At 46.3% G+C, this 14,134-nt stretch carries 17 protein-coding genes; 8 read left to right on the top strand and 9 right to left on the bottom strand.

Going from position 1 to position 14,134, the window contains the following annotated elements; all coding sequences use genetic code 11:
- The first annotated feature begins 138 nt into the window (after positions 1-138).
- A complete protein-coding gene (locus CXF70_RS05355) occupies positions 139-462 on the top strand; it encodes a PadR family transcriptional regulator (RefSeq protein ID WP_101801810.1) in 324 nt (107 codons plus the stop codon).
- Positions 455-1,483, top strand: a complete 1,029-nt coding sequence (locus CXF70_RS05360) for a DUF4097 family beta strand repeat-containing protein (RefSeq protein WP_101801811.1) — start codon at positions 455-457, stop codon at positions 1,481-1,483. Before CXF70_RS05355 ends, CXF70_RS05360 begins: the two co-directional genes overlap by 8 nt.
- Positions 1,484-1,559: 76 nt before the next feature.
- Here the strand turns inward: CXF70_RS05360 and CXF70_RS05365 are convergent, their stop codons facing one another.
- The 7 genes from CXF70_RS05365 to CXF70_RS05390 all read right to left on the bottom strand — a co-directional run bounded on the left by CXF70_RS05365 (position 1,560) and on the right by CXF70_RS05390 (position 6,951).
- Positions 1,560-2,120 (bottom strand): hypothetical protein, encoded by a 561-nt coding sequence (locus tag CXF70_RS05365; RefSeq protein ID WP_101801812.1) that lies wholly within the window; start codon positions 2,118-2,120, stop codon positions 1,560-1,562.
- A gap of 351 nt (positions 2,121-2,471) precedes the next feature.
- Entirely contained in the window at positions 2,472-3,158 is a 687-nt protein-coding gene (locus CXF70_RS05370; RefSeq protein ID WP_101801813.1) for a FusB/FusC family EF-G-binding protein, read from the bottom strand.
- 250 nt (positions 3,159-3,408) lie between these two features.
- Positions 3,409-3,987, bottom strand: a complete 579-nt coding sequence (locus CXF70_RS18320) for an NAD-dependent epimerase/dehydratase family protein (protein ID WP_199172793.1) — start codon at positions 3,985-3,987, stop codon at positions 3,409-3,411.
- A gap of 9 nt (positions 3,988-3,996) precedes the next feature.
- A complete protein-coding gene (locus CXF70_RS18325; protein ID WP_199172794.1) occupies positions 3,997-4,428 on the bottom strand; it encodes an NAD-dependent epimerase/dehydratase family protein in 432 nt (143 codons plus the stop codon).
- 179 nt (positions 4,429-4,607) lie between these two features.
- Positions 4,608-5,303 (bottom strand): MgtC/SapB family protein, encoded by a 696-nt coding sequence (locus CXF70_RS05380; RefSeq protein ID WP_101801814.1) that lies wholly within the window; start codon positions 5,301-5,303, stop codon positions 4,608-4,610.
- Between the two features lie 36 nt (positions 5,304-5,339).
- A complete protein-coding gene (locus tag CXF70_RS05385; RefSeq protein ID WP_101801815.1) occupies positions 5,340-6,017 on the bottom strand; it encodes a YfhO family protein in 678 nt (225 codons plus the stop codon).
- A 211-nt stretch (positions 6,018-6,228) separates the two neighbouring features.
- Positions 6,229-6,951, bottom strand: a complete 723-nt coding sequence (locus CXF70_RS05390; RefSeq protein ID WP_101801816.1) for a class I SAM-dependent methyltransferase — start codon at positions 6,949-6,951, stop codon at positions 6,229-6,231.
- A 149-nt stretch (positions 6,952-7,100) separates the two neighbouring features.
- On the opposite strand from CXF70_RS05390, the gene CXF70_RS05395 reads away from it, so the two are divergent.
- Together CXF70_RS05395 and CXF70_RS05400 are read left to right on the top strand one after the other, a co-directional pair.
- Positions 7,101-7,610: a glycine/sarcosine/betaine reductase selenoprotein B family protein gene (locus tag CXF70_RS05395; RefSeq protein ID WP_101801817.1), complete on the top strand. Its 510-nt coding sequence runs from the start codon at positions 7,101-7,103 to the stop codon at positions 7,608-7,610.
- A 66-nt stretch (positions 7,611-7,676) separates the two neighbouring features.
- A complete protein-coding gene (locus tag CXF70_RS05400) occupies positions 7,677-7,865 on the top strand; it encodes a hypothetical protein (protein ID WP_084242767.1) in 189 nt (62 codons plus the stop codon).
- A 103-nt stretch (positions 7,866-7,968) separates the two neighbouring features.
- On the opposite strand, the gene CXF70_RS05405 is transcribed toward CXF70_RS05400, so the two are convergent.
- A complete protein-coding gene (locus tag CXF70_RS05405; protein WP_101801818.1) occupies positions 7,969-8,385 on the bottom strand; it encodes a cupin domain-containing protein in 417 nt (138 codons plus the stop codon).
- A 191-nt stretch (positions 8,386-8,576) separates the two neighbouring features.
- Here CXF70_RS05405 and CXF70_RS05410 point away from each other — a divergent pair, with 191 nt between their 5' ends.
- The 4 genes from CXF70_RS05410 (at position 8,577) to aldA (ending at position 13,078) form a co-directional block, all read left to right on the top strand.
- Positions 8,577-9,449, top strand: a complete 873-nt coding sequence (locus CXF70_RS05410; protein ID WP_101801819.1) for a sulfurtransferase — start codon at positions 8,577-8,579, stop codon at positions 9,447-9,449.
- A gap of 108 nt (positions 9,450-9,557) precedes the next feature.
- Positions 9,558-10,424: an SDR family oxidoreductase gene (locus tag CXF70_RS05415; RefSeq protein WP_101801820.1), complete on the top strand. Its 867-nt coding sequence runs from the start codon at positions 9,558-9,560 to the stop codon at positions 10,422-10,424.
- A 70-nt stretch (positions 10,425-10,494) separates the two neighbouring features.
- Positions 10,495-11,493 carry a TRM11 family SAM-dependent methyltransferase gene (locus CXF70_RS05420; protein WP_101801867.1) on the top strand — a complete coding sequence of 333 codons (999 nt, stop codon included), beginning with the start codon at positions 10,495-10,497 and terminating at the stop codon, positions 11,491-11,493.
- 133 nt (positions 11,494-11,626) lie between these two features.
- Entirely contained in the window at positions 11,627-13,078 is a 1,452-nt protein-coding gene (aldA, locus tag CXF70_RS05425; RefSeq protein ID WP_101801821.1) for an aldehyde dehydrogenase, read from the top strand.
- Positions 13,079-13,375: 297 nt separating this feature from the next.
- Here aldA and CXF70_RS05430 read toward each other — a convergent pair whose 3' ends face one another.
- On the bottom strand, positions 13,376-14,134 hold the full coding sequence (locus CXF70_RS05430) for a hypothetical protein (RefSeq protein ID WP_101801822.1): 759 nt from the start codon (positions 14,132-14,134) through the stop codon (positions 13,376-13,378).

Consider the following 14,134-nt stretch of genomic DNA (forward strand, 5'->3'; position numbering starts at 1 on the left):
CGGATTCTTTCACCGGAAAGGCTTTTTAATTTTTCAAATAAATTTATCCAATACCTTGCATTGAACAGTACTGAATGATATATTATTCATTAACCACTACTGTTTATAAAATACTAGCGAAGGAAGGAGGTTTTTCAAGTGAATATACAATTTAAAAAAGGCGCGCTGAACCTTTGTGTACTGGTGCTTCTGGATAAGCAGGACCGTTACGGCTATGAATTGGTGCAGAAAATTTCCGATCGCATCGCCATTTCGGAAGGAGCTGTCTATCCCCTGCTCCGCCGTTTGACCAAAGAAGGCTACTTCTCCACTTATTTGCAGGAGTCGACAGAAGGCCCACCGCGCAAATATTATTCGCTCACCGAAGCCGGCAGGACGTACCTTCATGAACAGCTCGAAGAATGGAAAAGTTTTACGGATGGAGTCAACAAACTAATCGAAGAGGGTGTGCAAAATGACTGAACAACAATTTCTGCAACAACTTGAACAGGCCATGGAGAGCCTGCCAGCTGAAGAACGAAACGACATTCTGCAGGATATCCGCGAATACTTCGCAAACGGACGCGCTGATGGCAAGTCCGAGAATGAAATTGCTGCAGAACTGGGCTCCCCGGAAGCCATTGCAAAAGAACTTATCGACAGCTTTGATTTCAGCCAATCAACAATTCCTGTGGAAAAAATCGATATTTCAAAAGACAAATTCGATAAAGTGGATATCCAGACAGACAACTCGCTTGTGCAGATCTCACCTTCAAATGACGGCCAAATGCATGTCGATGTCGAAAACAAAACCTACCGCCAGCATCTTGCTGTAGACATCCTTGACCGGACCCTTGTGATTACATTAAAAGAGGAACCGAAAAAATGGGGATTCTTTACGATTACGGGAAGTTTCAAGTCACCGACTCTGATTGTTCAATTGCCCCCTAAATTATACGAGAAGATTCAAATTCTTTCTGACCATGGCACCATCACTGGTGAACGCCTGGAAAGTACAGAGCTGCTGGTTGAAACGGATAATGGCAGCATCGACCTGAATCGGATAAACGCAGAAATATTCGCCGTGAAATCGGATAATGGAGTGATTAAATTGTCCGAAGTCCAGACAAAAAGCCTTCGGGCTGAAACTGACAATGGCCACCTTTCGCTGAAAGATGTCCGCGCCGAGAAACTGCATGCTGCATCTGACAATGGCGCCATTACACTGAAAGATATCGAAGGAGATGTTCAGGCACAGACCGACAATGGGCGCATCCATCTTTTGGCGGCTGACCTCGAACGCACCATCAGCCTGGAAACGGACAACGGCTCCATCCTTTTGGAAACGAAAAGACAGCCGGAGAATGCCACTATCAACGCCGACGTCGATTGGGGCTCGGTTTCTGTATTCGGCTCCAGAAAAAGAAGAACTGTTTACGGAACAGGACAGCATCCGATTGACCTGCAATCCGATAATGGCAGCATTACTGTTAAATTGGTTTAGACAAAAAAAGGCTGTTCCAAAGTCGCTTCCCCGACCTTTGGAACAGCCTTTTCATCTGATTTGCATTGTATTGTTCTCATCTTCCACCATCAAGCTCAGAATAGTCGATTTCCATCAGCTCATCAGACGCGATATTTTTAAATGTATTTTTTCCACGTAATTTATAGATGTGGCGGGAAGAGTTTGACACATAATAGGTGTTCCCGTCTGTCGGGTGAGTCACTTTCTTCAGGAAAAGCAGGTAGTCTCCTGTTTTCAACGGCCTCATACCTTTTTCCGCTGAATATCCTTCAGCCTCCGAATTTTTCATTCCGATGACCTGATTGACTACGATTTCAGAATCTTCATCAAAGCCATGACCGGTACGGTCCAGAAAAACCTCATCAATTGCCACTTCATAAAAAGCCTGTTTGGTGGTCATCTCCTCTTCACCGATTTCCCGGATATCATAATATAGAGGAATGTGGACACGCACAATCAAGTCTGAATCAGCCTTGATTTCTTCCAGGGATTCAAACGACTTGCCCAATCCCCATACGCTGCCGCCAGCTTCCGCTTTATCAAAATACTTATACCCAAGAACTCCCAGTGCAATCAACAAAATAATGATAAGTGAGGATGTAATCTTTCTCTTCATGGCTCCATCTCCAATGGTTGAATTTTCATCTATGAGGTCCGCTGCCTTATTTGGCAGAAAAGCATAAAAGGAACGCAACTTATCTATGATGGTAGACTGACAAATTTTTCAAATCAATAGGCGTAAATATTTCCCAACCTATTTTTACCCAATAAAGACACAATAGCCTATTAAAAGTTCATAATCCGTTTTTATATAGTTATTAATTAATATAAATATCATTAAGTCACTATTTTAAATGTATTATTTAGAATTCACTTTTAAAATCGAGAAAAATTTTCCCAACCTTGATTTCACAGTTATCACTGGACTAAAAAAGCTTTCCGGTTTCCCGGAAAGCACTTATTTTCATTATTTTTGCAGGCGTTCCACAAAATCATGGAGACGCTCCAGGGTATCGATATTTCGATTGCAGGCATCGTTATCCTGACAGATATAGTTGCCGCGTTTGACGAAATTATCCTGGCTGGAACCTTTAGTCTTGGCGGTGAAAAGGCCAACTTCGTTATGCTTGTTGCAAATTGAACAGATGCCGTGTTTTGCACTGCGATTGAAGCTGCCGTGGATGCCTTCCAGTCGGCCATCCCTTTCGATGACCAGATACATGAGTGTCGCACTTTCAATCCAGCCGAGGTACGACAGCTTTTTGAAGTCGACCGTTTCGAGCTTCGGCCCTTTCAGCTTTTTCGCTTTCGGGAATAATTTTTTCAGGTTCTGATCCGTTACGCTTTTGAACGGCAGCAGGTATGCCGATAACTGTTCAAGAAAGGCTTCCGCTTCAGCTGTTTCCTTAACTGCGGTCAACGGTTTCAACACAGCTTTTTGTTCATCGGTCAATGTAGGGAAAAGGCTGAAAACTTTTTCCTGGGCGAGATGGCGCAGCACGCTCAGCACTTCCGCATCGCTGCTGCTCGCTTTGCCATTGACCAGGATTTTTGTCTGGCCTTTGATAAAGTTGAACTGATCGTTGCGTATAAAAGCTTCCGGCCGCTCGCCGGCAGTTCCTTGTTTATCGCTTGTTTCTTTTACATGTATCATTTTGAAACACTCCTTATGGTTTGATTGGTCATTTATAAGGAAGCCATGTTCGAATGACACATTTACGGGCGAATTAGTTCTTGCTTCCCCCACGCAAAGTATCGCCATTCTGAATTACAGGCTTTGCATGAGTTTTTCCTGACGCTGACATTCGAGATTTGCTTGTCACCTGATATCACCCCTTTCAAAGGTGCCGTTGACTCTTATCTTATAACAAACTCCGATTTTTTTGGAGAGTATCGCCTTTTATTTACAGTCCTTTTTCATTCCAATCTTTCAAAACCGCTTTTTCCTTGTCAGGATCCAGTCCTGCTTTCCTCTCAGTTACAGTGCGTGAAGCTTCCCAATCCAACGTATCACGGATGGTTTTCGCCAGAGGACGGAAATTCAGCCCGGCATCCATCGCTTTTTGTATGTTGACGGTAAGGAAGCCCGGCATATTCATACTGTCAGGAATCCACAGCGGCATGTCGGTCCAGCCGTCCACTTCATGGCCAAGCAGAAATTTTTCCTCGACCCAGACCAGGTCGACTTTATTGCCGATCGTTTCTTTGCATGTATTCAGAAATTCCTCCATCGTCAACCCAGTTTCCGGTCCTGTGGCATTGTAAATGCCATTTGCTTTCGACTCCACCATACGGATGATCCATTCTGCCAAGTCCCGCACATCGATAAACTGAATCCGCTTATCGCGTCGTCCAGGTGCGAGCACTTCTCCGCCTATCGCAATGCGGTTGATCCAATAGCTGAAACGGTCTGTGAAATCATAGGGACCGACGATCAGCCCCGGACGGATAATTAAACTGCGTCCCTGAAAAACCCGTTCCACTTCCTGTTCTCAATGATATTTCAGTTCACCGTAGTTTTCAGCGATTGCCTGTTGGGGTTCCAGCTTTTTCAGCTCTTCGATCCTCTCCGTGGACAATTTGCCGACTGAATGGTTTTCATCTATATCCGGCTGTTCCAGATGATCATAAACCGATGCGCTCGAGATGAATGTATAATGCTCTGCTGCTTCAGCAAGCAATTCTGCCGACTCGGCGACGGACCTTGGCAGATAACCGCTCGGATCAATGACCGCATCCCAGCTTCGCCCTCTCAGCGCTTCAAGGTCGCCGTTCCGGTCGCCGATCAGTTTTTCAGCTTCCGGAAACAGTTCTGGGCCTGACTGGCCTCTATTGAATAAAGTCACTTCGTGTCCGTTTTGCAGAGCCCTTTCCGCAATAAAACGTCCCAGAAAGCGGGTGCCGCCAAGAATTAGAATTTTCATTTTCCTTCCCCTTTCGTCTCCGCCATGCCATCAGCACGGATTAGTGAAAATTTCCCCTCGCTAGTCTATTCTCTCCAAAGATCACACTTTCCTTTATTATCCGCCAAAGCAGTTGGCCGATCCGGCAATTTAAAAGCCATATTCCACACCGCATCGGCTTTGCTGATTCGCCATATGGATCAAACAATCACTTTCGCCACCCCATCGAGCTTCTGTACCTCTTTGACAAGCTCTATTTCATTGCTGACATAGCCTTCTTCGATGGAAAAAATGTATTTCGAGACTCGCTTTTCACTGTAAGTATCGACATCTTCAATTTGAAAATCCATCACCTTCAACTCATTGTCTTCGAAGTAACCGCTGAGTTTGGAAAACATGTCTTCCTGATCTTCCGCGATGATGATGATTTGTTTTTGTTTGTGTTTGGAAATATATTTTTTCTCAACTTCCCCCAGTACATATAATGTACCGATCACGATAATGGTCGACAGGACCGCGACATAATACATGCCGATTCCGACAACCAATCCAAGACCGGCTGCAACCCAAATGGAGGCGGCAGTCGCCAGCCCTTTTACAGAACCGCGGTTGACGATGATGGTTCCTGCCCCGAGAAAGCCGATGCCGCTGATGACATAGGATGGAATACGTGAAGGGTCAAACTGCAGCGGTCCACTGGCATTGTTGATGTAATTATCAAATCCGTTGAGAGAAAGGATCATCATCAGGCATGCGCCGGTTCCGACCAATAAATGCGTACGAAGTCCCGCAGGCTGTTTTTTTGTCTCCCTTTCGATTCCGATCATGCCGCTCAGAAACGCCGCCATTAAAAGCCGGATTGTAATGACCATATAATCTGCGGGCAAAAAGTCCATTTTCAGTCCCCCTGTCCTAACTTCCTTTATAATTCCCTACCCTAAATTCAGCCGCTTCATTCGCTTCATATTTTTCTCTGCTTCCACAGGTATATGGGGGCACCGACCAGTGAAAGTAAACTGAGCAGCTGCGATGAACCAGCCAGGACGTTGTTCACGCAAGATTTTTTCAATGCCGAATATGAGTAACGGCAGCCATAAATAAGCGTCCGCAAAAAATTCCCAATATACAGCGTGCCGAAAATACATACTGGAAAGCCCATAGATGGAGGCACCCAGGAAAGCAGGCACCGGCTGGAATTTCATGTAACGAAAAACCAGATAGCTGACAATGATCACTAAGGCCAGCTTTACGATATTGATGAAGACGGCGGCATGCGCCCAAAAAAGGATATCGGGTTCTGTAATCACACCGAGAAGTTCGAATATAAAGAAGAAGTTGACGGACAGTGCGAAGAAAATCGAAGTGGAAAAGTAATAGGACAAGCCACTATAAGTGCCGCTGCCCAGACCGAAAAAAGGCGAATAGAAAAATTCACCTGAAGTATATTGTTCATAAAGCATCGCTTTGAACGGCATCATTTGCGAGAGCCCGTCGTTCGGCCCCAGCATAAAGCGATTTCCTGCCCATTCAACCAGGTAAGCGGCGTGGGCTGCTGTGCTCAAAAAGAGACAAAGAAAAGTCAGTATAAATAACGGACGCAGCATTCTCATAAGTCACCTACTTTATTCTGAATGTCGGATGCACCGGCAATAGGAAAGGATTGACCTTAGTTTAAATAAAAAAGCTTAATTAATATTGCTATACCCGATTTTGTGTATTGAAAAATCTTTCTTGGATAGATGCTTAGCGACAATAACTTTTAAATGTGCAGAAAAAAACACACCCGATAGTTGAACTCAGGTGTGCTGCAATCGGTACAATCTAAAGCTGCGTCGCCACAATCGCAAAATAATTTCCTTCCACTTCCGTGTATTCAACCCGTTCGAAATGCGCCTGGAATCCAGCCTGCGCCAATAGCTCTTCCCACTCCGGCATGGAAAACAATCCGGATTCACTCCGGTCAAATTCCCTGGCAATCCCACCGTCTTCATTCCGCATGATATAGACGTATTCGGTTTCTGTTTTGTGATCATCAGGGTCAGTGTCATATGTCCATTCCAAATACCGCATGCCCCGCTTTCCTTGGTCTATCCCTCCGTGGTCAGTCACAGGTTTGAAAGTTTCTTCAAATTGATCGGTCATGATCATCAGGATACCTTTTTCGTTCAAATGCTTTTTCGCATTTTGCATGACTTCCAGCAAATCCGCCTTGTCCGTAAAATGGGTGATCGCATCATGTATAAAAACTAAGTCGAATTCATCGCCAAGATCCAAATATCGCATATCTCCTTGGATATGTTTGCAATCCGGATTCAGTTCGCGGCTGACTTCCAGCATTTCAGCCGATAGATCAGTCAGGGTCATGGAAAAATTCCGTTTCAGATAGAATGCATTACTGCCACCTCCGGAACCGAATTCGACCGCTTTCTGAATATCGGGATGATAGCGCCGGATGATTTCCAGATACAGCTCCGCTTCTTCTTCGTATTCCGTGTGGGGAGACATCAACGGCCACCAACTTGCCAATCCGTTATACAATTTCATCGCTCGCTTCTCCGCCTTCCATTTTAAATTGATTGAACTATAAGTCGGTTTACAGCGCCTGTCAACTAACTGCTGCCGCATTAAAGGAATTCCTTTCTGAACAGCGAATACTTATCAGTAATCAGACCGAAACGGAGGAATGCTGTTCCATGAAAATGAAAACAAAAATCAAGTCGAAAATGTCGCGGACTTTTTCCGGCAATTTCACTGGAGCCTACAAGAAATTCACCATGAGCCATATGCGGGAACATCCGACATCCCCTGAAGCATTTTTGCCTAAGCCGCTAAATGAATGTAAAGTGGCTCTTGTGTCAACCGCAGGTGTGCACTTGAAGACGGATAGACCCTTTGATGTCGATAACCCGGCAGGCGACCATACGTTCAGGATCGTCCCTTCAGATGTTTCCGAACAGGATCTGACTGTGACACATATCTATATCGATACCAAGTATGCGAAATCTGATCCGACAATCGTGTTTCCTCTCCCGCAATTAAAGCAATCTGCAAAGGACGGAAAAATCGGTTCTGTATCATCCATTAATATTGGATTGAACGGCGGTATCCTCGATACGGCATTAGCCGAACAGGATTCGATACCGAAAGTTGCAGAACTGCTCCTTAATGAGGGAATCGATGCAGCATTGTTTGTGCCTGGCTGAGGTTCCTGCCACAACGTTCTCGGGCTGTATGCCCGGGCTTTAGAAGCTTCGGATATTCCAACCGCGATGGTCACGCTGTTCCCGGAAGTCTCTGATAAAGTCGCCGCTCCCCGGACATTGCATGTCCCGTTCAAAATGGGGCGGCCATGCGGTGAACCGTTCGATTTTGAAACCCGCAAAAAAGTGGTCGATCAATTGCTGGAGCTTTTGACACTTCCATCCGGAACACGTGAAGCTTATCGTGAAAATCCTTAAACATTGCTTGCACGGCTTGAACCGGATGCCAGAAACTGCTTTGACAATTGCTTTTAAAGCAAAAAGGCATCCAATTGAATGGATGCCTTCTGTGTTTCCACTATTATTCTTCTTCCTCTTCAGCAGCATCGGCTTCGGCTTTTGTTTTGTGGACTGTGCCGGCCGGATGTTCCGGTGGTGCATAGATTGAATAAATTTTTAACAGCTCATCACCGTTATTGGTCACGTTATGGTATTTTCCGGCAGGAATCATAATTGCATAATCTTCTTCTGCATTTTCTTCGAACGTCAGGTTGTCTTCGCTGTCGCCCATCTGTACAAAGCCTTGGCCGTCTTCAATGCGCAGGAATTGATCGCCTTCGTGTTTCTCCAGTCCCAGGTCGTCTCCCGGCTCAACGCTCATCAGCGTGACTTGGAGATTTTCACCCGTCCAAATTGTGGTCCGGAAATTACTGTTCTCTTCTGTTGCGTCTTCAATATTCAATACATACGGTTCTTTTCCATGATCTTTGAAATCCATTAAAAGTTCCTCCTTTGAATTTTCTAGACAGTCGTACTATACCTTCAAACTTTCCACTTCAAACAACTGCCTTTCTCCAATCCGGCTCCACGATTGCGCAATTTTCTTTTCATTAATTGGCATACTTAACTTTTGACGTCCCAATTCTTTGACTTTAGAGTGGAATAAAAGAGGAAAAGGAGGAGTTCCTGATGAATGATATTCCATTAATCGTCACAACCGAATGGCTGGAAGAACATTTATATGATCCGAAACTGCGGATCGTAGATGCGACAGTCTTTATGAAATTCCCCGAAGGCGGCGGCCCGCCGAACCTTGAAACCGGCCGGGCATCCTATGAGAAGGGACATATCCTGGGAGCGGTCTATGCTGACTTGTTGGGTGATTTTTCGGATAAAGACTCTGATTTGCCGTTCACTGTGCCCACGCGTGATGAATTTGTAAAAAAAATGACCGAACTTGGCATCGGTGATGATACTTATACCGTCATCTATGATCAGAATGCGCTGGTCGGTGAATCGGTGGCAGCATCTTATTGGGCTTCACGCCTTGCATGGCAGATGCGTTACGAAGGATTTAATAATGTTGCCATTCTCGAGGGAGGGCTGCAAAAGTGGCAGGCTGAAAACCGCGGTTTGTCAACTGAGCAGCAGACGTACCCGGCAGCAGATTTTTCCGGCAAACGCCGAACAGAAATGCTGGCCACAAAAGAAGATGTCAGACAAGCGATGGACGACGAAAAAACCGTCCTGCTCAACAGCCTGTCACCTGAAGAATTCCAGGCGGCCCACATCCCGAGCAGCACGAATGTCTTTTTCGGCGCACATGCAGACGAAGAAACAAAATCGCTTTACCATGAAGACCAATTGCGTGCCTCCTTCGAGGAAACAGGCGCACTCGATCCCGATAAAAAAGTTATCACATATTGCGGCGGCGGAATTGCCGCTACCTGGAACGCGCTGCTCCTGAACAATCTTGGACAGCCAAACGTCGCGGTTTATGACGGCTCGATGAATGAGTGGGCCAGCGATCCCAGCTGCCCGATTATCAAAAGTGAAGCATAGACACATCCACAGAAAAATCTCCCGGAAAACGAGTCCGGGAGATTTTTTTCAAACATATGATAATAATACAACAGACCTCAACCAGCTATGCGGAAGGAGCCAATAATGATGAACCTCACCATCACAGGAGCTACAGGACAATTGGGCACGAAAATTACAGAAGCTGCCATAAAGTGTTTTTCCCCTGCTGAAATTGTTTTATCCGTCAGAAAACCCCAGAAAGCAGCGCATTTTGCGGAGGAGGGCGTTACGGTAAGAAAAGCCGATTACAATAATATGCAAGAAATGACAGAAGCGTTCCTGAACACCGATGTGCTGGTCTATATTCCGAGCACATCATTTCCAAATACGGTTCGGATTGCTGAATTCGAAAATGCTGTGGAAGCTGCTGAAAAAGCGGAAGTCAGCCAATTCATCTTTGCCGGTTTTATTGCAGACCATGAAAACAATCCGTTTAAAATGAGCCCCTTTTTCGGTTATGCACCCAGAAGACTGGCTTCAAGCAAGTTAAATTACTCTTTGATCCGGGATGCTATGTATGCAGATCCGCTTGCAGCTTATCTTCCAGAGTTACTGGACCGGGGAAGATTATTATATCCGGCCGGCGAAGGAAAGATTTCTTTCATTTCGCGGGATGATATTGCCCATGCGATTGTGCAGCTCGTTTCAAGACCGGAACTTTATGGCGGCAGGTATACGCTGACTGGGGAAAAAGCCTATTCGATGGATGAACTTGCCCAAATATTGAGCCGGGTCGGCGGCTCGCCTATCCGCTATACACCCATGACACCCGAAGAATTCGCTTCAACTTATGATGAACCCCAAGGATTCGGAGAAGTTTTGGCTTCTTTATACGCTGCAGCCGGAAAGAACCTGATCGCCGAAGTCACCCAGGATTATGGACGTTTGACCGGTGACAAGCCTGAAGAACTGGAGAGCTTTTTAGTAAGGGAATTTTCTAAGGGACATAAGTAAATCACTGGTCGCCTTCTTTACTGCAGTTATTGGTATAATGGCTAAATACGGCTTAGAAGGACGGGATGAATTGAAGCGATTAACACCAACCGGTGAATTTATTTATACTTACGCTTACCACGGCGACGAGAAAGAATTATGCCATATGGAGATGCGCGCATTTTTCGGCAGAGATACAGAGGAACGAATGATTAAAAGTGCAGTAGACATCGTGCCGGGCAGAAGCCCCTTCATCAAAGAGCGGCTCGAAGTTCTGTTTGAAGCCGGCGCTCTATCCGGTATTTTGGAGCAAGCAGCCGATGTGGATATGGACGCTGCTACATTCAAAGTGATTTTCCCCAAAATCAATGACCTGGCTCTGGCTGATAAAGTTGAATACCAGGAGAAACGTGATATTGAAAGAAAAATTGGCGCTGTCATCAAGGGACGGGCAGACGTCCACGAACCGGATGTCACCTTCGGCCTGATGCCGTTTGGCGGCCGCTGGTATTTCGGCATTTATCAATTGAGTGAGTCCGTCTGGTTCCGCCATCAGCAGAAACCACGTGAATATTCCACAGCGCTCAGCACAAAAGTCGCGCGCGCCGTCGCCAATATTGCTGTACCCGACCCAGACGGAATCCGAGCGATTGATCCGTGCTGCGGCATCGGCACCGTTCTCGTTGAAGCACTGTCAATGGGCATCGATATGGAAGGACGGGACATCAACCCACTCGTTGTTGAGGGGTCGCGTGAAAACATTGCCCATTTCGGATTGGAAGGAACGGTTGAACTGGGACCGATCGCCGACATCACAAAACAGTACGATGTCGCAATCATCGATATGCCTTATAACCTTTACACTCACGCAACTGCAAAAGAACAGCAGGAAATCCTGAAAGCCGCGCATCCTTTCACACAAAAACTGCTGGTCGTGACCATCGAACCCATCGACCATATGATAGAAAACGCAGGCTTTAAAATAACCGACAGGTGCATCGCGAAAAAAAGTCTGTTCCTGCGGGAAATACTGGTGTGTGAGCGCACAGAACAACCATCTTCCATAAATGAAAAATTAAAGCAGGCTTAACAGACCCACCCGAATCCTTTGATTCGGGTGGGTTGTTTAACGCATACAGTAGAAAAGTCGCACTCTATCTCCAGTTTAATAATCAGGGCACAGGGAAAAGATACAATAGTCTTAAAATTAGGAGGAAATTACTTTGCAGAAACATCAACTGTATGTGAACGGCGAATATATAGATTCCACCGGAACTGAGTGGATTGACATCATCAACCCAGCCACTGAAGAAGTAATCTCCCAAATTCCAAAAGGCAACGAGCAAGACGTTGATAAAGCTGTCGAAGCCGCATTCCAGGCACAACAGGCCTGGGAACTGACCCCGAATATCGAACGCGGAAAAATCGTCCGCAGACTTGGTGATGAAATCGCCAAAAAACGAGATATTTTTATTGATTTATTGCAGGAAGAGCAAGGAAAAGACTACGAACTTGCAAGCGGTGAAGTGGATCTGGCCATCGATTACTTCCATTACATGTCCGAATGGGCCAGAAGAATCGAAGGCGAAATCCTTCCAAGTGACCGTCCGAACGAGAATATCTTCATCTATAGGAAACCGATCGGCGTCGTAGCCGGCATCATCCCCTGGAATTTCCCTGTTTTTATTCTTGCGCGAAAAGTCGCAACTGCATTAGTTACCGGCTGTACCATCGTCATCAAGCCGAGTCAGCAAACACCCAACACAGCGATGGAGTTCACCAAAATCATTGATGCGATGAATGAAATTCCTGCAGGCGTCTACAACGTAGTTACCGGTACCGGCTCTGAAATCGGCAATGCGCTGGCATCACATAAAAAGGTTCAGTTGATCACGATGACCGGCAGTGTGCAAGCTGGAACCAAAGTGATGGAAGCGGCGGCGCAGAATATCACCAAAGTCAATTTGGAATTGGGCGGTAAAGCACCGGCCATCGTCACTCAAAATGCTGATTTGGACTTGGCAGCCGAAGCGATCACGACTTCAAGGCTGGCTAACGGCGGACAGGCTTGTACGAACGCCGAGCGCCTCTATGTGCATGAAAGCGTCGCCGAGGCATTGACCGAGAAACTGGTGAAAGCATTCGAATCCAAGGTCTTGGGCAATCCTCGTGAAAATAAAGACGTGGAAGTCGGACCACTGATCAGCCAGGACCGTCTTGAAACTGTGGAAAGCATGGTCAAGCAGGCTGTCGAACAAGGCGCTGTGGTTGCTGCGGGCGGAGAGCGTCCGGACTTCGAAAGCGGCTTCTTCTACAAACCGACGATACTGACCAATGTATCGCACGACTCGGATATCATCCGCGAAGAAGTATTCGGTCCAGTCCTCCCCATCACGACATTCAAAACTTTGGACGAAGCAATTGAAAAAGCCAATGACACAATTTATGGCCTGTCTTCTTCCGTATACACCGACGACCTTAACGAAGCGATGCGCGTCGTCAATGACATGAAATTCGGCGAGACATACGTTAACCGCGAGAACTTCGAGGCTGTGCAAGGCTACCATGCCGGCATGCGCCAATCAGGCCTCGGCGGAGCTGACGGCAAACACGGTATGGAAGATTTCCTCGCTACGCAAGTGGTTTACATGCAATACAAAAATGATAAGCAGTAATTTGTGAAAAGGAGTGGAAACGGTCATCGTTTCCACTCCTTTTATTTGTCTCATTTTGAGTGCGGAAAATTGGCGAACGCCGATATATTTTCCTGAACGCCGATATAATTTTTTGAACGCCGATATAATCCGCTGAGCGCCGATATAATTTTTTGAACGCCGATATCTGGTTATTTCGCTAAAAATTGAGGGAAAGGACATCCTAATCGCATGCTTTTCGCAAGCGAAAAGCGAAAAACCATACTAAAAAGGCGCAGAAACGGCAATCGCTTCTGCGCCTTCTTCCTATTTAACTCATTATTGCCCGGCAATCTCAACTTCCGCTTTCATCGCCTCTCGCCACTCCACAAGTTCACGCTCTTCAATCTGTTGCTCAAGCTTCTCATCCCATGCACCCGTTCCGATATTCCAAACCCGCGCAAAAAGAATATCCTGCTTCCGGTCGTACATTTGAAATTCGATGCACGGAATAAAAACGGTTTTGAGCTCTTCAAATTCCTCGATCCCAGAGACGAGGATTTGAAAGCCTTCTTCTGTTGAGCTCCTCTCATTTGTGAGCAGCTCCAACATCGGCGCTTCTTCCCCGTCTTTCTCCACAGCAAATCGATATAGTGGAAACTCTCCTTCGTTCGCAGGGCTTTCTGTTTCATTTAACGAGTAAGTATCATGCGCCGCGCTATAGGAAATCACTGTCTGTTCCCCGTCCAACGCTTCCTCGAAAATGCCTTTATCCAGATAATCATGGCCTTTCGGCGTCAGCACGTAGCCTTTCTTCCCGAGTAATACCAGCCCGGTCCGCTGCATCTTGTCGATCAGGTCGCTGACGAACAGCTCCTCCACCGACAGCATATCAGCCAGGACGGCGGCGCGGCGGATTTCGGACTGCTGAAACGCGAAAAGAAGCATTTTCATCAGGATGTCCATTTTCAGCCGTTTGACCCGGTCGTACGATACTTCATAAGAAATGATCGGCAATTGCCAGACAAGAGTTTGCCGAATCGATACATCCTGGTTCTGCGTTAAATCCGAGCTGAGCTTCCCTATCAATTTTTCCAT

It is taken from the genome of Planomicrobium sp. MB-3u-38 (assembly GCF_002836425.1).
GTDB lineage: Bacteria > Bacillota > Bacilli > Bacillales_A > Planococcaceae > Planococcus > Planococcus okeanokoites.

What these genes read in the sequence shown, in the direction of transcription:
- CXF70_RS05360 (WP_101801811.1), top strand. Translation starts at nt 455, where the DNA reads ATGACTGAACAACAATTTCTGCAACAACTTGAACAGGCCATGGAGAGC.
- CXF70_RS05365 (WP_101801812.1), bottom strand. Translation starts at nt 2,120, where the DNA reads ATGAAGAGAAAGATTACATCCTCACTTATCATTATTTTGTTGATTGCA.
- CXF70_RS05370 (WP_101801813.1), bottom strand. Translation starts at nt 3,158, where the DNA reads ATGATACATGTAAAAGAAACAAGCGATAAACAAGGAACTGCCGGCGAG.
- CXF70_RS18325 (WP_199172794.1), bottom strand. Translation starts at nt 4,428, where the DNA reads ATGAAAATTCTAATTCTTGGCGGCACCCGCTTTCTGGGACGTTTTATT.
- CXF70_RS05380 (WP_101801814.1), bottom strand. Translation starts at nt 5,303, where the DNA reads ATGGACTTTTTGCCCGCAGATTATATGGTCATTACAATCCGGCTTTTA.
- CXF70_RS05385 (WP_101801815.1), bottom strand. Translation starts at nt 6,017, where the DNA reads ATGAGAATGCTGCGTCCGTTATTTATACTGACTTTTCTTTGTCTCTTT.
- CXF70_RS05390 (WP_101801816.1), bottom strand. Translation starts at nt 6,951, where the DNA reads ATGAAATTGTATAACGGATTGGCAAGTTGGTGGCCGTTGATGTCTCCC.
- CXF70_RS05395 (WP_101801817.1), top strand. Translation starts at nt 7,101, where the DNA reads ATGAAAATGAAAACAAAAATCAAGTCGAAAATGTCGCGGACTTTTTCC.
- CXF70_RS05400 (WP_084242767.1), top strand. Translation starts at nt 7,677, where the DNA reads ATGGTCACGCTGTTCCCGGAAGTCTCTGATAAAGTCGCCGCTCCCCGG.
- CXF70_RS05405 (WP_101801818.1), bottom strand. Translation starts at nt 8,385, where the DNA reads ATGGATTTCAAAGATCATGGAAAAGAACCGTATGTATTGAATATTGAA.
- CXF70_RS05410 (WP_101801819.1), top strand. Translation starts at nt 8,577, where the DNA reads ATGAATGATATTCCATTAATCGTCACAACCGAATGGCTGGAAGAACAT.
- CXF70_RS05415 (WP_101801820.1), top strand. Translation starts at nt 9,558, where the DNA reads ATGAACCTCACCATCACAGGAGCTACAGGACAATTGGGCACGAAAATT.
- CXF70_RS05430 (WP_101801822.1), bottom strand. Translation starts at nt 14,134, where the DNA reads ATGGAAAAATTGATAGGGAAGCTCAGCTCGGATTTAACGCAGAACCAG.